Below are 20,104 nucleotides of genomic sequence, written 5' to 3' on the forward strand. Positions count from 1 at the left end.
TAATTATGATTGAGAAATGATCTTGATTACTTGATCAAGTTAATTTCAACTCTTCTGTTTTGAGTTCTACCAGCTCTTGTATTGTTGGTAGCAATTGGCTTGTCTTCACCATATCCGATAGCCGTTAACCTGTCAGCTCCAATTCCTTCTTTGATCAAGAAATCTCTTACAGAGTTTGCTCTGGATTCAGAAAGCTTTTGGTTCAAAGATGCACTACCAACACTGTCAGTGTGACCTTCAACAGTAAACTTAGCTGTTGGATATTCTTTCAAGATCAAGATGATATCTACCATTACAGCAGTAGATTCAGCTTTGATAGAAGATTTTCCAGTGTCGAACAAGATAGTTCTTGCGTAGTCGTTCAATTGTTTCTGAACTTCTTCAGTTACTTCAGGACAACCTTTGTTAGCAACAGTTCCAGCTACTTCAGGACAAGCATCATCTTTATCCAATACTCCGTCTCCGTCAGTATCAGGCCAAGGACAACCTTTGTTTTCAGCAGGACCAGCTTCGCTAGGACAAGCATCATCTTTATCAGCAATACCGTCACCGTCAGCATCAGGACAACCAGCTAAAGCAGGAAGACCAGCTTCGTTAGGACAAGCGTCATCTTTATCAGCAACACCGTCACCGTCAGCATCAGGACAACCGTTCATTTCTTTAGAACCAGCTTCGTTAGGACACTCATCTTTGCTATCTTCGATTCCGTCACCGTCAGTATCAGGACATCCGTTGAAAATTGCAAGACCAGCTACCTCAGGACAGGCGTCGTCTTTATCATAGATTCCGTCACCGTCAGTATCAGTTCCACCAAATTTAATGGCGATACCTGCTAAGTGTTGGAAATGTTTTACTCCGTAATCTTCGAAAGCGTGCTTGTAAGATGTCTGTACAGTTAGACCGATATTATCGGAAAACCAGTAGTTAACACCTACACCTCCGTTAACAGTACCAGCACCAATTTCGTTAACCCAAGTATAACCACCACCGATTTCAACGAAAGGGTCTAGCTTAGTGTTTTTCAAAAAGGCATATTTTATAGTACCGTCAGCTGCGTAGTGAGAAAGATCATCTACACTAACATCACCTAATTTGGAAATTCTGTTCAATGAACCTCTAACTCCAATTGAAAATCCGTCACCAACATATTTGGATACAGAAACGTAGGAAATAGATGGAAGAATGTTCCAGTGGTCGTTTACATTAAAATATTCGTTTCCAAATGAGCTTACATCACCAGTTGGATAAACGTCAATCGCGTTAACACCAAAACTAACCTGCCATGGGTTGTTTTCGTCCTGCGCGTGTAAGTTGTTTAATCCTACAGCAAGTAGGGCCACAACTAATAATTTGCTAAGATGTTTCATGTATTAAAATTTAAGTTTAAGTGTTTATTAGCTGCAAATGTAAGTTGTTAAAAATTATTAACAAAATCAATTTCCTATTTTTTTTAACTCATTTACTTTAGGGCAATTGGCTTTTTAAACTACGTCCAAAGCCTTGCCAACCTCCGTAAACGCTTGGATTGCTTTATCCAGGTGCTCAATTTCATGTGCAGCAGAAAGTTGTACGCGTATTCTTGCTTTCCCTTTTGGGACCACAGGAAAGAAAAAACCGATCACATAGATGCCTTTCTCCAAAAGCATATCTGCCATTTGTTGGGAGAGTTTTGCATCATATAACATGACCGGAACAATTGCAGAATCTCCGTCTATGATATCAAAGCCAGCTGCTTTCATTCCTTTCTTAAAGTACTCCGTATTTTCCTGAAGTTTATCCCTCAACGAGGTATTCTTATCCAACATGTCAAATACCTTTATAGAGGCACCTACTATTGTAGGGGCCAAGGAATTGGAGAAAAGGTAAGGTCTGGATCGCTGCCTTAAAATTTCGATTATTTCCTTTTTACCTGTAGTGTAGCCGCCCATAGCGCCTCCTAAGGCCTTACCCAGTGTTCCTGTGATAATGTCAATTCTGTCCATGACCCCTTTCTCTTCAAGGGTGCCTCTGCCCGTTTCCCCAATGAATCCTGCAGAATGACACTCATCTATCATTACCATAGCATCATACTTATCTGCAAGGTCACAGATCTTGTCCAAAGGCGCTAAAAGGCCGTCCATGGAGAAGACCCCATCGGTGACTATAATCTTAAAACGGGAGCCGTCTTTATTGGCCTGTTTCAATTGGGCCTCTAGATCTGCCATATCATTGTTGGTATAACGGTATCTCTTTGCCTTGCATAAACGAACCCCATCTATAATGGAAGCATGATTAAGCGAATCAGAGATTATAGCATCTTCTGGTCCCAATAGGGGTTCAAAGACCCCGCCATTGGCATCAAATGCTGCGGCATATAATATGGTATCCTCTGTGCCATAGAAATCTGCGATCTTCTGTTCCAGTTCTTTATGTATATCTTGGGTTCCACAGATAAAACGTACCGAGGACATCCCAAACCCATGGCTATCCAAGGTATCCTTGGCTGCTTTTACTACTTCGGGATGTGCAGAAAGCCCCAAATAATTATTGGAGCAAAAATTTATGACCTCTTGACCTGTCGAAATTTTGATCACCGCTCCTTGGGGTGATGTTATGATGCGTTCCTTTTTATAAAGACCGTCATCCTTGATGTTTTGTAATTCTTCTTGTAAATGTTGTTGAATACTTCCGTACATATGATTAAGGTATTATATGAATTCTGGTGTTATGGTATCATTAATATAAACGATAATTTTATTTTTGACAGTGTAGTTCATGGCTTCCATGGCCGATGCATAATCATTCACCTGCGTATGGTGGGCAGAACTCCTTGTTCCTGTTTTGTAATCAATGATTGTTGCTGCTTTTTCTTGTAGCACAATCCTATCTGGTCGCAAAATTAACCCGATTTGGGTAATTATATCCCTTTCATTCCAAACAATTGTATCCGAATGGAAAAATTCTTCCAATTCTGGGTGACGGACAATCTTTAAAAGGACCTCTTTAAGGGAGTTGGTTTCTTGATGGGTAATTTGGCCATTTCTCTGCATTAGGGTTAGAGCTTGCCCAATATCGGCTTCAGTTTTTATATAGCTCAACAATTGATGCAATACATTTCCTTGTTCCATGGCAAGTTCTGCCCCTGAGTCCCAAAGAGATCCCGAGGTGGTGATGAGATTAAAACTTGGCCTATCCTTATAAGTAAGCGCATAAGGGACGGATAACTGATCCATCATCTCTTTTTGATGCTTCTCTGCAAATTCGAGCGCACCAAATACATAGGTTTGCTTTGAAAGATCCCAATGCCCCTTTTCCTTTAAATAATGTATGAACAATCCAGAATAGAAATCCGTTTTGTGATCCCCGTTGCTTTTGAGGTCTTTCTTGGTAAGTATATAAAGTGCATCTACAGCTCTTGTTAGTGCAACATATAAGACATTGAAGGCGTCCAATTCCAATTTATGCTGCTCTTCCTCGTAGAGTACACTGGCCGTTTCTCCATACGCTACCACCTCTTGTTTCTTATTCACTAAAAGCGCCTCAAAACCGTTGAACGAATCCGCATCTACAGGGATCCATAATTTTGCATCTATTTCTTTATAGAGCTGTTCATTGGCATAAGGGAATATTACTATGGGAAATTCCAGTCCTTTAGACTTGTGAACGGTCATAATCTGAATGGCGTTCACACTTTCTGGAGCTGTTATGCTTAGCTTGCCTTTTTTCTTTTCCCAATAGGTCAGAAAGGAATGGGGGCTGCTCCCTTCTTTTTGTTCCACCTCCAGGACCGTATCCATTAAATAGGTAATGTAGGCATCAGAACCTTCTATTAAATTGAATTGCTTTATGGCGTGTTCCAGACCGTCATAAACCGAGTGTTGTTTTAAATATTTGGTATCAAATTCATATTTATCTTTTAATAGAGCCCCAACTCCCTCCAAATGTGATGCTATAAAATTATGATCGGTGCCTTTGTCCCCAGAAAGAAAATAAAGTATATCAAAAGCAGTTTCCTTATTATTGGGGTCAATGGAATAGTGTAGGAGGGCAATTAAAAATTGAACTTTTGGGCTGCTGTTCAATAAAAGGGTTTCTGAGGAAATAATGGGGATTCCTTCTTTCATTAGAAAATCGGCCACTATAATCCCGTGTTTGCGACTACGCGTAAGGATGCAGATATCCTTAAGGCCAAAATTCTTTTTCCTTACCTCTTCAATGGAATTAAGTATCTGCGCACAATAATGCTCATCTTCGGTCATGTCCTCCGATTCCTCAACAAAGCCAATTGTCACCAAACCACCCTTTTTGGAATTGTACTCCTGCTTGTTCCCCTCAAGAAACAATTGATTGTAGGCTACATTATTTAAAAAGGGACTGGCAATGGTAAAGAAATCATTATTGAATTTGATCACCTCTTCACAACTCCTATAATTGGCAGGTAAATTTTTGGTATCCGGGGAAAGTACAAATGGATTTTTTTCTAGGTTGATAAGGTTTGAAAATTGTTCTGCTTTGCCACCGCGCCATCTGTAAATGGCCTGCTTGGCATCACCAACTAATAATAAGGACCCTTTTTGCCCAAGAAGATCCTCACTCTCTAGGGCATTTCCTATTAAGGGGATGAGATTGTTCCACTGCATCTCCGAAGTGTCCTGGAACTCATCAATGAAATAATGCCGGTACTTTTCGCCCAGCCTTTCGTAGATAAAGGGAGCAGGCTGATTTTTAATTTCTTTCGAGATGATGCGGTTAAAGGAAGTGATGGGCAATTGGTCCCTTTCCAATTCCAGGGCTTTCACCTCTTGCTGTATGGCATTAAGAACTGTGAGGGGAACAATGTTGCCATATGCATTTTTAAGGAACAATAATTCTACTGCCTTTTCTTTGATATTATGGAAGAGTTGAGTGAATTGGGGGTGGAGCGAATCTAAAACAGCCTTTGTAGCATCGGGACATGCTTTTGTATAAAGCGGGTCGCTTGCAAAATTTTGTTTCCATCCTGCCTTAAAGTCCATCACGTAATTTTTGTCGGCAATTTTGGCAATGAATTTTGGGAAATAGCCCGACTTAAAATCGCTGAATTCTAAACCGTTGTTATTGATAATTTCCAATATTTCCTTTGCGGTAGAAAACAATCCCTCTTCATTCTTGGCGATATTGGACTGGATTTTTTTCTTCAAGACCAAAAAATCACCTATTTCCTTATCTGCAATCTGCTTCAGGTGGTCAGCATGATTTTCATCAAATAGCAACTTCCCAATTTTGGCCAAATCCAGACTTATATCCCAACTCTTGTCCTCATTGGCTTTTTCCAGGGCAAAATCCAACAATACTGAGGTGAGTTTTTCATTTGTCCCCGCCTTGTTGATGAGTCGGGCTATGGCCTCATCCAAAAGAAGGGCGGTGTCCAGAATCACCTCAAAATTTTGCGGTAGCTTTAAGTCCTTTGCAAAGGTGCGAATAAGACGATGCGTAAATTTATCTATGGTAGACACATCAAAAAAAGCATAATTGTGCAAAATCTCTTTTAGCGTTTTTTTTGCCTTTTTTTGAAGGTCTTCAGCGCTCATCTGCAGCTCTTCCGAAATGGTAAGGAACATGGGAGATGCGTCTTTTAAAGAATTGGTCTCCCCAAATTCGAACAGACTGCCCAAGATGCGTTGTTTCATTTCATTCACGGCCTTGTTCGTAAAGGTAATGGCTAGTATTTGCCGAAAACTACGGTTGGAAGTGGAAGCAAGAATAATTTTAAGATACTCCTTGGTTAGGGTAAAGGTCTTGCCCGAACCGGCAGAGGCATTATATATTTTGTAGTTGGCGTTCTGCACTAATTTTATTTGCAAAATAAGGATTCTTGAACAGTTCTTAACAAATTATTAATGGAAATTGCTTCTTAAAACCTTAAATTTGAGAAACAGAAATAATTAACTATAAAACACTATAATTATGGCTTTTGAATTACCTAAATTACCATATGCATACGATGCATTGGAACCTCATATTGATGCAAAAACAATGGAAATACACCATACAAAGCATCACAATGGATATACCAACAACTTGAATAACGCTATTGAGGGAACCGACCTTGCCGGGAAATCCATAGAGGATATCCTGCACAATTTGGACATGTCCAATACTGCCGTAAGGAACAATGGAGGTGGATTTTACAATCACTCCTTGTTCTGGGAAGTAATGTCCCCAAAAGGTGGAGGTGAACCCAGTGGAGAAGTGGCTGATGCCATCAATTCCGCGTTTGGATCGTACGATAGTTTTAAAGATGCCTTTGCAAAGGCTGCAGGTACAAGATTTGGTTCCGGTTGGGCATGGCTATGTGTTCATAAAGGAGGGAAATTGGAAATTTGCTCCACACCTAATCAGGATAACCCATTAATGCCAGATGTTGGATGTGGTGGATTCCCAATTTTGGGACTGGATGTTTGGGAGCATGCGTATTACCTAAATTACCAAAATAGAAGACCTGACTATATTACACATTTCTATAATATTATCAACTGGAATAAAGTTGCAGAACTTTACAAAGCCAACAAATAACAATTAAGCCTTTAGGGTTGAAACCATCTTACTCTTGTAAGGTGGTTTTTTTTTGTGCTATGAAGTAGGTGAAATTGAAGCTTTCAAATAGGGTAATGATCTGATATTGAAAAGTATGACATGGAAAGTTGATTTGGAAAATAGAGCGGGAAAAATAGAAAAGGGTGGAGAAGTCTCCACCCTTTTCATCCCAAATCTTACCATAAACTTAACCTACTTATGCTATGGCGGTACTAAATTACTGGTATTGTGAGAAATAACAAAGAAAAATGAATAAATTTTCGAAAGAATGAATTGGGATTTTTTTGTTTTAAGATATGTTGAGCGCTATTGATTTGATTATCAGAAATAAAAAAGGCGGAGTTTCCTCCACCTTTTTTCCCCAAATCTTACCATGAACTTAACCTACTTATGCTATGGTCTTTCGAAAGTAGGGCAATAGGTATAAACGGAACAATCTTTTAGACTAAGCCCTTTTAAAATGGGTTGAAATGCTTTTTTATCGATGAGTGGCAATTGGAGAGAAATTCTAAATATTGGGGTAGAGGTCGTAAAAATAAAAAGGTGGAGTTTCCTCCACCTTTTTCCCCAAATCTTACCATGAACTTAACCTACTTATGCTATGGTCCTTCGAAAGTAAGGCAATAGATAGTACTGAAATAATATTTTAGACTAATTCCTTTTAAAAGGGGATGAAACGCTTTTTTATCGATGAAGGGACACTTGAAGGGATGTTGAATTATTGGGTATATCGGGTGGTTAAAATAAAAAAGGTGGAGAAGTCTCCACCTTTTTTGCCCCAAATCTTACCATGAACTTAACCTACTTATGCTATGGTAGCCATAAAAATACTTGTGGATGGTCCGATTTAAATTATAAGACCGCTAAAATGCGATTATTATCGATGAAATACACAAAATTGTGTATTTCATCGATAATTTTGTTAATATGCGCGTTGGTTCTTGCCTTCAAAGAAATTGATAAAGGCTCTGTTAACGACTCTATTCCCACCTGGCGTAGGATAATCACCTGTAAAATACCAGTCTCCCAAATTTTTGGGGCAGGCCTGGTGTAAACTTTCCACTGTCTGATAAATAATCTCTACTTCAGCCTTTATTCCATCAGGACATAACAATTCCCCTATTTTTTTAGAAATCTCTTCTGTGGTAAACGGTGAATAGAATTCCTTAACGTAGTTGATGATGTCACTATCTGGGTTGCTGACCTGATCTAAACATTTCTTGTAGATCCCCTCAACCAAATGCATGGTGTTTTTTTCTTGGTGTAGCGCTAGTGCTGCCCTGAAAGCAATAAAGTCTTCCAATTTAGCCATATCTATACCATAACAATCAGGATATCGTATTTGTGGTGCTGATGATACCACGATTATTTTTTTAGGCAACAATCGGTCTAGGATGCCAAGAATACTTTTCTTCAACGTAGTACCCCTAACAATACTATCATCGATAATAACAAGGTTGTCCCCTTCCTTTACAGATCCGTAAGAAATGTCGTAAACGTGTGCTACAAGATCATCCCTGCTGCTGTCCTGTGTGATAAATGTTCTAAGTTTGGCATCTTTAATTGCTACCTTCTCTATTCTAGGGCGCACCTCCAAAATCCCATGTAACTCTTCTGATGTAATTTTGGAGCCAATAGCCAAGATTTGTTTTTCCTTTTGCCTGTTAAGATCGTTTTGGGCCTCCTTTACCATTCCGTAAAATGATGTTTCCGCAGTATTGGGAATGTAAGAGAATACTGTATTTTTGATATCACCATCTATCGACTTCAGTATTTGGGGATAAAGCAATTTCCCCAATTCCTTTCGTTCCTGGTATATTTCTTTGTCACTACCCCTTGAAAAGTAAATGCGCTCAAAAGAACAGGCCTTACGCTCTTTTGGTTCCAATATTTGTTTGAGCATAACTTCACCATTTTTCTTTATGATGATCGCCTTCCCTGGATCCAATTCTTGAATATCCTCATACCTCACATTAAAGACGGTTTGTATGGCCGGTCTTTCAGAAGCAATGGCAACTACTTCATCATCTTGATAAAAATATGTAGGTCTTATCCCGGAAGGATCTCTAAGGACAAAGGAGTCCCCATGGCCTAACAAGCCTGCCATGGCATAACCTCCATCAAAGTTCTTTGCTGCTTTTCTCAGTATTTTGGCAACATTGAGCCGTTCAGCAATTATAGGGGATGCTTCGCGTTTGCTGAAACCTTCCTTTTTTATTTGCTTATATAGTTTTGCTACAGCGTCATCTAAAAAGTGACCTATCTTTTCCATTACTGTAACAGTATCGGCAAGTTCTTTAGGATGCTGTCCAATGCGGATGAGGTTGTCAAAGAGTTCGTGAACATTGGTCATGTTGAAATTACCGGCAACAATAAGGTTACGGTGCATCCAGTTATTCTGTCTAAGAAAAGGGTGTACACTCTCTATACTATTTTTCCCAAAAGTGCCATAACGAACATGGCCTAGTAGGACCTCCCCTATATAGGGTATGTGTTTTTTTTGCTGTGCCACATCATCCTTATATTCTGGATGCTCCAATAAACTGGTATTGATACGATCGTTAATTTGTGCAAAAATATCCTGAATGGGTTGTTGCGCAATTGAGCGGACCCTGCTCATATATCGTTCCCCGGGTTCCATATCCAATTTTATACTGGCAAAACCAGCACCATCTTGCCCACGGTTGTGCTGCTTTTCCATCATGAGGTACATTTTGTTGACCCCATAAAAGGCAGTACCATACTTCTCCTTATAGTACTCTAAAGGTTTCAATAATCTAATAAGGGAAATTCCACATTCGTGCTTTATAGCGTCACTCATGATAAATAGGTATTAAAAAAGCCCTGAATAGACAGGGCAAACATTATTGTAATTCAATATCAAACTGTGTCAATTCTTTGAATTGCATCAGTCGTTTGGTAACATCTTTCCTTTCAAGATTTTTCATTCTTTCAGTACCAAACTTTTCAACACAGAAAGATGCAAGATTAGAGCCATGGATGATGGCGCTTTTCATATTGTTAAAGGAAATGTTTTTTGATTCAGCGAGATAGCCTGCGAACCCTCCGGCAAAGGTGTCTCCAGCTCCTGTTGGATCAAAAACTTCCTCTAAGGGCAGTGCGGGTGCAAAAAACACATTGTCATCCTTAAACAAGAGGGCTCCGTGCTCCCCTTTTTTAATTACGACATATTTTGGTCCTAATTTATGGATGGCTGCCGCAGCTTTTACCAAGGAGTATTCCTTGGTCAACTGTCTTGCCTCTTCGTCATTGATGGTAATAACATCTACATGTTTAATTACGTCCAGCAATTCGTCCAGCGCATTGTCCATCCAAAAGTTCATGGTGTCAAGAACAATAAGCCTAGGCTTGGTTTCCATTTGTTCAATAACACTTTTTTGGACGCTCGGGTGAAGATTGCCAAGCATAACCACTTCTGCATTCTTGAAGTTTTGTGGTACCACGGGTGAAAAGTTGGCCAGCACATTAAGTTCTGTCGCCAAAGTATCCCTGGAGTTAAGATCATTATGGTATTTGCCTTTCCAGTAAAAGGTTTTGCCGCCTTCTACTATTTCTATAGCCGAGATATCTATGTTCTTACTAGATAAAAGATCTAAGTATTCTTGTGGAAAATCGTCCCCTACTACAGAAACAATCGCTGAATCCAAGTCAAACTGTGATGCGGCAAGACCGATAAAGGTAGCTGCTCCCCCAAGAATTTTATCTGTTTTTCCGAAAGGTGTCTCAATAGCATCGAAGGCAACGGTGCCCACAATCAGTAATTTGCCCATTTATTAAAAATTTGCTGCAAATATAAGGGTAACTTTCCAAGAATTTATTGAAGTTTCAAAAAGATTGCCTTGACGAATATGAGCTATGGAATAAAGTCTACGCCTTAATTTTTTAAGGAATCCTCAAAGCCTTTGTCGGCAGGAAGATTCAATTCTTTGGAAGCCTCAACGGCCAATTGATCGCATCGTTCATTTTGGCGGTGATTGTTGTGTCCTTTTATCCATTTGAAATGGACTTGGTGTTTTCTGTATTCCACAAGGAAGAGTTTCCACAGATCGGGATTCTTCTTGTCCTTAAAATTGGTCCGTTCCCAACGATCCAGCCATTTTTTCTCTACAGCATCAACCACATACTTGGAATCGGTAAAAACGGTAATTTTAAGACCCGGTACTTTAAGTTTTTTCAGGGCTTCTATGACCGCCAATAGTTCCATTCTATTATTGGTCGTATGCCTAAACCCTTGTTTGAATTCTTTTCTATAAGGTTTTCCCACCCATTCCATCACTATGCCGTATCCGCCGGGACCCGGATTTCCCCTTGCCGCCCCATCGGTATAGATATGTACATCTGCTTTATCCATACAAGAGGGAATCTATTATTTTAGGAAAATGTTCATATTCCAGGGCATGTACCTTTTCTGCTACACTCTTTGCAGTGTCGGAAGGGGTAACTTCAGTTTTTGCCTGATGAATAATAGCGCCTTCATCATAATTTTGATTTACATAGTGTATGGTGATGCCCGTTTCTGTTTCTTTATTTTGAATAATAGTCTCGTGAACTTTCATTCCATACATGCCTTTTCCGCCATATTTTGGCAAAAGAGCAGGGTGTATGTTGATTATTTTATCTGAAAAGTGAAAAATTAATGCATCAGGAATTTTCCATAAAAAACCGGCCAGGACAATTAAATCGGGGTTCATTGCTTTGAGAATATCCAACACACAATCACTTTCCAAAAAGGCTGTCCGATTAAAATAAAGCGCATTGATCTTTAGTCTGTCGCAGCGTTCCAAAACCTTCGCATCCCTTTTGTTTGTTAGCACCGCAGAAATAGTCACCTTAGGATTATCCTTGAAATAATTAGCGATGTTTTCAACATTGGATCCAGATCCAGAGGCAAATAGGACGATACGTTTCATGAATTTAATTTTCTTTCAGGCGGGTAAAATAGTTGGGCTAAATTAACACTCTTGAATTTAAATTTATTAAATTGTTCTACATTTTAACGGCAAATAGTGTAATTAATCTAAAGTTTTTTATTTTTGCCATCAATTAAATATTTAAACAAGAATAATTATGTCAGACATTGCATCAAGAGTAAAGGCTATCATCGTTGATAAATTGGGTGTTGATGAAAACGAAGTGGTTGCGGAAGCAAGCTTTACTAACGACCTAGGAGCAGATTCATTGGACACTGTTGAATTGATTATGGAATTCGAAAAAGAATTCGATATCCAGATTCCAGACGATCAAGCCGAAAATATAGCAACAGTTGGTCAAGCAATTAGTTATATAGAAGAGGCAAAGTAATTTTATGATATCTTGAATGAGATTTTTAAAATATCCATGTGGTAATAGTGTCGCATGGATATTTTTTTTTAATTTACACTTGTCTTAGATACTAAAATAAAAATTGGTTCAATGCAATTAAAACGAGTTGTGGTTACTGGATTGGGAGCGTTAACCCCCATAGGCAATAATATTCAGGAATATTGGGAAGGCTTAAAAAGCGGGAAGAGCGGTAGTGCACCAATTACATATTACGATACTGAAAAATTCAAGACAAAATTTGCTTGTGAACTAAAGAATTTCAATGCGGAAGACTACTTCGATAGAAAAGAGGCCCGTAAACTTGATAGGTTTGCGCAGTATGCCTTGGTTTCTTCTGACGAAGCAATAGTAGATTCCGGATTAGATCTTGATAAGATAGACAAATTTCGTGTAGGCGTAATTTGGGGAGCAGGAATAGGAGGCTTGGAAACATTTCAGAACGAAGTGATGAATTTTGCCGCTGGAGATGGTACCCCAAGGTTCAATCCGTTCTTTATCCCAAAGATGATCGCCGATATTGCTCCTGGAAATATATCCATAAAGCATGGTTTTATGGGACCCAACTATACAACGGTCTCAGCTTGTGCCTCCTCGGCCAATGCCATGATCGATGCCCTGAACTATATCCGTTTGGGCCATTGTGATGTTATTGTCACCGGTGGTAGTGAAGCAGCTGTAACCATTGCAGGAATGGGAGGGTTTAATGCTATGCATGCCCTGTCTACCTTAAATGAAAGCCCTGAAACCGCCTCTAGGCCATTTGATGCCACGAGGGATGGTTTTGTGCTGGGTGAAGGCGCTGGAGCCTTGATTCTTGAAGAGTACGAACATGCCAAGGCAAGGGGAGCAAATATATATGCAGAAATTGTAGGTGGTGGGATGTCCAGTGACGCATACCATATGACTGCACCACACCCAGATGGTATTGGGGTAGTTCGCGTTATGGAAAACTGTTTACGTGATGCCGGCCTAAAGCCGGAAGATGTTGATGCAATCAATACCCATGGTACATCCACTCCCTTGGGGGATGTGGCAGAGTTGAAAGCTATTACCAAGGTATTTGGCGCACATGCAAAAAATATAAATATTAATTCTACCAAGTCTATGACCGGCCACCTCTTGGGAGCCGCCGGGGCCATAGAGGCCATTGCCTCCATATTGGCAATGAAACACAGTTTGGTGCCACCAACCATCAACCACACTACGGTAGATGAGAATATTGACCCTAACCTGAACCTTACGTTAAACAAGGCCCAGAAGAGAGAGGTAAATGTGGCAATGAGCAATACGTTTGGCTTTGGCGGACATAACGCCTGCGTTGTTTTTAAAAAAATAAGTTAAATAGCGAATGAATTTTCCTTCCAATATATTCAATTCCCATCCTAAAGAGGATGGGGATTTTTTTGGGGGAATGACTAGAATACTTGGATTTAAGCCCAAGAAATTAGACATCTACAAAAAGGCATTTCTTCACCGCTCCGCTAACGTAAAAGACGCCAAGGGGAACCCTATGAACTATGAGCGACTAGAATTCTTGGGGGATGCCATGCTCGGCACCATAATATCACGTTACCTCTACAATGAAGTTCCGGAAGGAGACGAGGGATACCTTACCAAAATGCGCTCAAAGATTGTAAGTAGGGAACATTTGAACGAGTTGGGAAAGGACCTAAACCTTATTGATTTTGTGGAAAGCAGAATTCCAAGATCCCACTTTGGGGACAATATCCATGGGAATGTTTTTGAGGCTTTGGTAGGGGCTATTTATTTGGATAGAGGGTATAAATACTGTGAAAAATTTATCAATTCCAGGGTGATTATCCCATATGTGGATATAGAACAACTGGAGGGTAAGGTTATCAGCTATAAGAGCTTGGTCATAGAATGGTGCCAAAAACAGAAAAAGACCTTTAATTACAACGTATATGAGGATACAGGCAAGGATGTCCTAAAACATTTTGCTGTTAAGCTCACCATCGGGAACAATGTTGTTGCCAAAGCTAGAGCAACCTCTAAAAAAAAGGCAGAGGAAAGGGCTTCCAAGAGGGCGTATTTTGCATTACAGAACAAAATTGATAAAACCGAATAAATCTACCCCAACTCAATCGTTTTCGTTGATTTAAAGGCTCTTAAACCTTTTGGAGGGTTATGTTTCTTGCGTTATAAATCCTATATTTACGTTTTGCATACAAGTTATGGCGGCCATACATAAAATTTCCGAAGACTTTTTTGAGGATTCGTATACATTGATCGCATTGCACAGTAGTTTGGAAGATCACGCATTGGTTTACGCCCTAAATATGTGTCTTAAATCAAAACTAAAAAGGTCTAAAGACGATTTGGATATTTCCAAAGACATTTCTTTCCCTATATTCGAATGGAAAGACATTGCACATGATGCCATTTGGACACTCATAACAAATTACAGTATTAAGGAAGAAAATTTAGGTCAAGAAGACCTATTTGGGAATGAGCCCTCCTACAGGACCCATTACCTGGTGCCCGAATACAGGGATGTGGATTACTTTTTAAAGGTAGATATGGATGAGGTAGGTGATTGCGAAACAATTGTAAGGGAGATCTTGAAGATTCCTAAGGTAATCACTGCTTATACCGTGGATAACAAAAAACTAAAATCAAAAAATAATTTAATATTTTAAAACAATGCCAAGCAACAAGAAGACAAAGATAGTCGCAACCCTAGGGCCTGCCACTAGCAAGAAAGAGGTGCTGAGAAAAATGATCGAGGCTGGGGTAGACGTCTTTAGGATTAATTTCTCCCATGCAGATTATAAGGATGTTTCGGAACGTATTAAAATGATCCGTGAACTAAATGATGAGATGGGAACCAATACTTCTATTTTAGGTGATTTACAAGGCCCAAAACTTAGGGTTGGTGTAATGGCAGGAGAAGTAGTGGTAGCGCCAGGAGATGAGATTACCTTTGTAACAGGAAAACCTTTTGAAGGGAATGCGGAAAGGGTATACATGAACTACAGCACTTTTCCCCAAGATGTTAATCCGGGAGAAAATATATTATTGGACGACGGAAAGTTGATGTTTGAAGTGATGACGACCAATAGAAAGGATGAGGTTCGCGCCAAAGTGATTCAAGGTGGTCCATTGAAATCAAAGAAAGGGGTAAACCTTCCAAACACGAATATTTCCCTACCTGCCTTGACAGAAAAGGATATTAAGGATGCCATTTTTGCCGTTAAGGAAAAGGTAGATTGGATTGCTCTTTCATTTGTTCGCTTTAGCCAAGATTTAATTGATCTTCAAAATTTGATCGCGGAACATTCCGATGTAAAAATACCCATCATTGCTAAAATTGAAAAGCCAGAGGCTGTTGAAAATATAGATAAGATCGTTGCCTATTGTGATGGGTTAATGGTTGCCAGGGGAGATTTGGGTGTGGAAGTTCCTGCACATGAAGTTCCTTTAATTCAAAAGCAATTGGTTTTAAAGGCTAAAAAAGCAAGGATCCCCGTGATTATTGCTACGCAGATGATGGAGACGATGATAACCAGTCTCACGCCTACTAGAGCCGAAGTAAACGATGTTGCCAATTCAGTTATGGATGGTGCCGATGCAGTAATGCTATCAGGGGAAACTTCTGTTGGTAATTATCCTGTACAGGTAATTGAAAAAATGACCAGTATCCTGAAAAGTGTTGAAGGATCCAATCTAATTAAGGTACCTCAAGATCCGCCACAGATCCGTACCAAGAGATATATTACCAAGTCCATTTGTTATCATGCCTCCTTAATGGCCAATGAGATCAAGGCCAAGGCAATTTCAACCTTGACGAATAGTGGATATACTGCCTTTCAAATATCAGCTTGGAGACCTAGCGCACATATTTTGGTTTTTACTTCCAACAAAAGAATTTTAACCCAGTTAAACCTTTTATGGGGTGTTAAGGCATTTTATTATGACAAATACGTTTCAACAGATGAAACTATTGAAGATGTCAACAGACTTGCTGTTGAAAAGGGCTTTTTGGAACCTGGAGACATGCTAATTAGTTTGGCTGCCATGCCGATTAAGGATAAAGGGATGGTAAATACCTTAAGGGTATCGGAGATAGAAGCGCTCTAAGCTGTATTATCTTATATAAGAAAGCCCCAACTATTATTAGTTGGGGCTTTTATTTTTTTTAAAATTGTATTAGGCAACCTCCCGCTCATAGGCGATGAAGTTGACCATCTTTCCATTTTGGTCAAAAAGTGGCTGGGCTTTTATGTCACACCAATATTCACTTCCATTTTTTCTGTAATTTAAAACACGGGCTTCAAAAGGTAATTGGTTTTTTACGGCCTCAGAAATAGCTGCTATTGTATTTTTATCAGTATCCTTACCTTGGAACATTTTAGGTCTTTTTCCAACAATTTCGTTCAAGGTATAACCGTTCATGTCAAATATATTTTTGGTGGCATGTACAATTTTAAGCGTAGCATCCGTAACTACAATAATTTGTTCCTTTTCTTGTAATTCCTTCTTAAACTCAGGCTGTAAAGCCCAGCTGTTGTTTTTTGCAATAGCATCTAAGGTGTCAATGTCATTTTGGTATTTACAGTAATTGCCAAAGTTTGTCAGAGAAAAATCCCAGGAAAGCAGGGGGATGGGATTAAGTTCAAGAGACCTATGGAATTTAGAGATTGCATTTTCGTAGTGTTTCATTGTAATATCATTAATCTTATAGCAATTCAACCTCCTTTAATTAAAATTTCTTTGGTGGGGGGCCATAGAATTAAAAGATTGGGTTTGAGAATTTTAGATCGAAATTAGAAAAAGTTTTACTTGTTGGAAAATTTTAGGGCCTGATTAACAAATTTGTTTAATAAATGAACATTTTAAATCCGTTTGCAACCTTAAATATTCAACAGAATAGTGCTGTAAGTACGGTAATATTGAAGGTTTCAGGGGTTATTTAAGTGTGCTCGGTTGAATATAGAAGATAGATTTGTTTTGAGTTTGGGCTTAAAAGTCAAACTGAAGTTGTATGGAAATCACCTCATTCTCTAGTCTTGCTTTTTTTTCAGTGTTCAGATTTGACAGCGAAATACCCAGTAGCCTAACGGAATTTTCTAATTTTTCTTGATACAGCAGTTCTTTTGTGGTTTCCAATATAAGCGAATGGTCAGCAACAAAAAATGGCAGGGTTTTGCTTCTGGTTTGTAAAGAGAAATCACTGAACTTAATTTTTAAAGTAATTGTCTTCCCTGCGATATTGGATTTTTTCAATCTTTTTTCGAGCTCTTTGGCAATGTTGTCCAAACGTTCCAGCATAAAGATTTCACTACTCAAATTTTCATTAAATGTCCGCTCTGCTCCGACCGATTTTGGGATTCTGTTGGGCTTTACAGGGCTGAGATGTACACCCCGAACAACGTTGTAATAGAAGGTCCCACTTTTCCCAAAATGTTCTTCCAGAAAGTCCAGGGATTTGGTTTTGAGGTCCAACCCCGTAAAGATACCCAAACTGTACATTTTATCTGCTGTTACCTTACCTACCCCATAAAATTTTCTTATTTCCAGGCCTTCCAGAAAGGAGATTACTTCTTCGGGATTTACGGTTTTTTGACCGTTTGGCTTGTTGATATCACTTGCAATTTTGGCGATAAATTTATTGATGGAAATACCGGCAGAAGCATACAGCTTTAATTCATCATAGATTCGTTGTCTGATTTCCTGTGCAATCAGTGTGGCTGAGGGGTTTCCTTTTTTATTGACCGTTACGTCCAGATATGCCTCGTCCAGGGACAGTGGTTCCACAAGATCTGTGTAGTCCAAAAAGATGGTTCTTATTTTTTGGGAGATTTCTTTATATCTCGCGAATCGGGGTTTCACAAAGATAAGATCGGGGCATTGCTTCTTGGCAAGATAGCCGCTCATGGCACTGCGGACGCCATATTTTCTGGCCTCATAACTCGCAGCGGCCACTACCCCCCTTGTTTCCCCGCCACCAACGGCTACGGGTTTGCCCTTTAGCTCCGGATTGTCCAACTGCTCCACGGAAGCGTAGAAGGCATCCATATCTACATGGATTATTTTTCGCAATGGGAAATCATAGGACATAGTACAAAATTAAGCTATATTTATCTGGATGAAAACAAAAGATAAAACGGCAATTATTCTGGGAGCTACCGGCTTAACGGGGGGGTATTTACTTAATTTGCTCTTATCAAATGATCACTATAAAAAGGTAATTCTTTTTTCGAGATCCACAGTGGGCCACACACATCCGAAGTTGGAAGAATATTTGATCGATCTTTTGGAATTGGAGACACACGCCGATAAATTCAGGGCAGATGAGGTGTTCTGCTGTATAGGGACCACCAAATCAAAGACCCCAAACAAAGAAATCTATAAAAAGATAGATTGCGGCGTCCCGGTGAGCGCCGCAAAACTTTGTAAAAAAAATGGCATCTCCACTATTGTCCTGGTATCAGCCTTAGGCGCAAATGTCAATAGTTCTATATTTTATAACCGTGTAAAAGGTGAAATGGAGCGGGATGTATTGAACTATAATATTCCCAAAACACACCTAATGCAACCTTCTCTCATTGGCGGAAAAAGAGAGGAAAAAAGGGTAGGAGAATGGATTTTTAAACAATTGTTCGGACTGTTCAATTTACTACTGGTAGGTCCGTTGGAGAAGTATCGATCTATTGAGCCCGAGACTATAGCAAAGGCCATGGTCTGGTTGGCCAACCATGAATATGATAAAACAAGAATTGAATCTGACGAGATACAAATAATTGGAAATAAATAGCTGCTTAGAGAGAATTAATGATAGAAATAGAGCGTAAATTTTTAGTGGTCTCCAATGATTATAAGAAGGAGGCGCATAAAAAAAATAGAATAGTCCAAGGCTTTTTAAATACCGATCCTTTTAGAACTGTTAGAATAAGGGTGAAGGAGGACCAGGGATATCTGACCGTTAAGGGAATGGGGAGCGAAAATGGTACGACACGTTTTGAATGGGAGAGGGAAATACCGGTCAAAGAGGCAGAGGCCTTGCTTAAACTGGCAGAGCCAGGGGCCATAGATAAAATGAGGTATGAAGTACAAGTAGGCGAACACTTATTCGAAATTGACGAGTTTTTTGGAGAAAATGAAGGGCTTGTGGTGGCGGAGATTGAATTGACAGATGAGGATGAAAGCTATGAAAAGCCTTCTTGGTTAGGGGAAGAAGTCACAGGGCAGCCCCAATATTACAATGCACAATTAAGTAAAAATCCGTATAAAAAATGGCAGCACTAAAACTATGGGGGACCTTGGTCTTAATGGCGTTTGTAGTTTCCTGCAAAGATCTGAAGGAACCTTTGGCTCCAAAGGACAATGGGTTGGATGTTGATAAGCCTTCCATTTCCCAAATTAAAAAGCAATTGGATGCTAAAGGATTTCAAACCTTTGATTATATAGATGAGAAAACCAAGGATACGGTATTGATGCAGCAGTACTTTATTGCTTTTTTAAAGACAGGACCCAACAGGGGACAAAGTGAAAAGGAGGCAGACAGTTTGCAAAAATTACATTTGGAACACTTAGGAAGAATGTATGAATTGGGATATGCAGATATCTCAGGACCATTTGGGGACGAGGGAGAAATACGTGGTATTACGATCTATAACGTACCAACGCTTCAAATAGCGGACAGTCTTGCCCACTTGGACCCAATGGTTGCTGCGGGCAGATTGGCAATAGAATTACACCCCTGGTGGGCAGCAAAAGGATTCTCCCTGAGATAATTATTTTGCCAAGACCCCTTCTTTATCGATAATTGGAATGTTGATGAGGTTTTGTTCGTTCACGGTATTTCTATCAAAGTTGTATCGCCGTTCATATAATTTATCATCGGCAAAAAATGTGACAAAAAATTCATTGTCCAACGCCAATACATCTTCTTGGACCATTTCTATTTTTTCATAGGATTTGGCACCCACTAAGCCAATACCATGTCTCATGGTAGAGGTTTTCTTATCCTTATCATGTCCTTTGGATACGATAAGAACCATGTCTATTGGGGTGTTTCTATTATTAATGATGTAGGCGTTCCAGTCCTTGGAGAGGAATTCCTCGTTCCATTCGTGTACAATTGCCACAAAAACTTCTTTGGCAATGGGGATTTCGATATCTTTTTTCATCGATTGGTGTAGCGAATTAATATAAAGGAGGATTGAAAAACATACTTACGTAT

The 20,104-nt window shown here is 39.5% G+C and carries 19 protein-coding genes; 9 read left to right on the top strand and 10 right to left on the bottom strand.

Features of this window, described 5'->3' with window-relative positions; genetic code table 11:
• Positions 1-26: 26 nt before the first annotated feature.
• From SB49_RS12810 to SB49_RS12820, 3 genes are all read right to left on the bottom strand, one after another.
• Entirely contained in the window at positions 27-1,367 is a 1,341-nt protein-coding gene (locus tag SB49_RS12810) for an OmpA family protein (protein WP_062057179.1), read from the bottom strand.
• A gap of 114 nt (positions 1,368-1,481) precedes the next feature.
• Positions 1,482-2,675, bottom strand: coding sequence for a glycine C-acetyltransferase (kbl, locus tag SB49_RS12815; protein WP_062057181.1), 1,194 nt, complete (start codon positions 2,673-2,675; stop codon positions 1,482-1,484).
• Between the two features lie 12 nt (positions 2,676-2,687).
• On the bottom strand, positions 2,688-5,822 hold the full coding sequence (locus SB49_RS12820) for a UvrD-helicase domain-containing protein (RefSeq protein ID WP_235537764.1): 3,135 nt from the start codon (positions 5,820-5,822) through the stop codon (positions 2,688-2,690).
• Between the two features lie 103 nt (positions 5,823-5,925).
• Here SB49_RS12820 and SB49_RS12825 point away from each other — a divergent pair, with 103 nt between their 5' ends.
• Positions 5,926-6,534: a superoxide dismutase gene (locus SB49_RS12825; protein WP_062057185.1), complete on the top strand. Its 609-nt coding sequence runs from the start codon at positions 5,926-5,928 to the stop codon at positions 6,532-6,534.
• A 943-nt stretch (positions 6,535-7,477) separates the two neighbouring features.
• On the opposite strand, the gene SB49_RS12830 is transcribed toward SB49_RS12825, so the two are convergent.
• From SB49_RS12830 to purN, 4 genes are all read right to left on the bottom strand, one after another.
• Positions 7,478-9,376: a hypothetical protein gene (locus SB49_RS12830; RefSeq protein ID WP_062057187.1), complete on the bottom strand. Its 1,899-nt coding sequence runs from the start codon at positions 9,374-9,376 to the stop codon at positions 7,478-7,480.
• Between the two features lie 43 nt (positions 9,377-9,419).
• On the bottom strand, positions 9,420-10,346 hold the full coding sequence (locus SB49_RS12835) for a PfkB family carbohydrate kinase (RefSeq protein WP_062057189.1): 927 nt from the start codon (positions 10,344-10,346) through the stop codon (positions 9,420-9,422).
• Between the two features lie 104 nt (positions 10,347-10,450).
• The gene (gene rnhA, locus SB49_RS12840; RefSeq protein ID WP_062057191.1) at positions 10,451-10,927 is read right to left on the bottom strand and encodes a ribonuclease HI; all 477 of its coding nucleotides are present in this window, start codon (positions 10,925-10,927) and stop codon (positions 10,451-10,453) included.
• Positions 10,920-11,486 carry a phosphoribosylglycinamide formyltransferase gene (gene purN, locus SB49_RS12845; protein WP_062057193.1) on the bottom strand — a complete coding sequence of 189 codons (567 nt, stop codon included), beginning with the start codon at positions 11,484-11,486 and terminating at the stop codon, positions 10,920-10,922. The genes rnhA and purN overlap by 8 nt, the downstream gene beginning before the upstream one ends.
• A 157-nt stretch (positions 11,487-11,643) precedes the next feature.
• On the opposite strand from purN, the gene SB49_RS12850 reads away from it, so the two are divergent.
• The 5 genes from SB49_RS12850 to pyk all read left to right on the top strand — a co-directional run bounded on the left by SB49_RS12850 (position 11,644) and on the right by pyk (position 15,999).
• Positions 11,644-11,877, top strand: a complete 234-nt coding sequence (locus tag SB49_RS12850) for an acyl carrier protein (RefSeq protein WP_009778413.1) — start codon at positions 11,644-11,646, stop codon at positions 11,875-11,877.
• 111 nt (positions 11,878-11,988) lie between these two features.
• Positions 11,989-13,239 carry a beta-ketoacyl-ACP synthase II gene (fabF, locus tag SB49_RS12855; RefSeq protein WP_062057195.1) on the top strand — a complete coding sequence of 417 codons (1,251 nt, stop codon included), beginning with the start codon at positions 11,989-11,991 and terminating at the stop codon, positions 13,237-13,239.
• Positions 13,240-13,246: 7 nt separating this feature from the next.
• Positions 13,247-13,987, top strand: coding sequence for a ribonuclease III (gene rnc / locus SB49_RS12860; protein ID WP_062057197.1), 741 nt, complete (start codon positions 13,247-13,249; stop codon positions 13,985-13,987).
• Positions 13,988-14,093: 106 nt separating this feature from the next.
• Complete coding sequence (locus SB49_RS12865; protein ID WP_062057199.1) at positions 14,094-14,558, top strand: IPExxxVDY family protein; 465 nt, start codon at positions 14,094-14,096, stop codon at positions 14,556-14,558.
• Positions 14,559-14,562: 4 nt separating this feature from the next.
• The gene (pyk, locus tag SB49_RS12870; RefSeq protein WP_062057201.1) at positions 14,563-15,999 is read left to right on the top strand and encodes a pyruvate kinase; all 1,437 of its coding nucleotides are present in this window, start codon (positions 14,563-14,565) and stop codon (positions 15,997-15,999) included.
• 69 nt (positions 16,000-16,068) lie between these two features.
• On the opposite strand, the gene SB49_RS12875 is transcribed toward pyk, so the two are convergent.
• Complete coding sequence (locus tag SB49_RS12875) at positions 16,069-16,581, bottom strand: PAS domain-containing protein (protein WP_062057203.1); 513 nt, start codon at positions 16,579-16,581, stop codon at positions 16,069-16,071.
• 300 nt (positions 16,582-16,881) lie between these two features.
• Positions 16,882-17,979 carry a DNA polymerase IV gene (gene dinB, locus SB49_RS12880; RefSeq protein ID WP_062057205.1) on the bottom strand — a complete coding sequence of 366 codons (1,098 nt, stop codon included), beginning with the start codon at positions 17,977-17,979 and terminating at the stop codon, positions 16,882-16,884.
• A 28-nt stretch (positions 17,980-18,007) separates the two neighbouring features.
• On the opposite strand from dinB, the gene SB49_RS12885 reads away from it, so the two are divergent.
• From SB49_RS12885 to SB49_RS12895, 3 genes are read left to right on the top strand one after another with little or no spacing between them, the layout of a single operon-like run.
• Positions 18,008-18,676 carry an NAD(P)H-binding protein gene (locus SB49_RS12885; RefSeq protein ID WP_062057207.1) on the top strand — a complete coding sequence of 223 codons (669 nt, stop codon included), beginning with the start codon at positions 18,008-18,010 and terminating at the stop codon, positions 18,674-18,676.
• Positions 18,677-18,693: 17 nt separating this feature from the next.
• On the top strand, positions 18,694-19,167 hold the full coding sequence (locus tag SB49_RS12890) for a CYTH domain-containing protein (protein WP_062057208.1): 474 nt from the start codon (positions 18,694-18,696) through the stop codon (positions 19,165-19,167).
• Complete coding sequence (locus SB49_RS12895; protein WP_062057210.1) at positions 19,155-19,655, top strand: YciI family protein; 501 nt, start codon at positions 19,155-19,157, stop codon at positions 19,653-19,655. The genes SB49_RS12890 and SB49_RS12895 overlap by 13 nt, the downstream gene beginning before the upstream one ends.
• On the opposite strand, the gene SB49_RS12900 is transcribed toward SB49_RS12895, so the two are convergent.
• A complete protein-coding gene (locus tag SB49_RS12900; protein WP_062057211.1) occupies positions 19,656-20,051 on the bottom strand; it encodes a hypothetical protein in 396 nt (131 codons plus the stop codon).
• Positions 20,052-20,104: the final 53 nt, after the last annotated feature.

Source organism: Sediminicola sp. YIK13 (genome assembly GCF_001430825.1).
Lineage (GTDB): Bacteria > Bacteroidota > Bacteroidia > Flavobacteriales > Flavobacteriaceae > Sediminicola.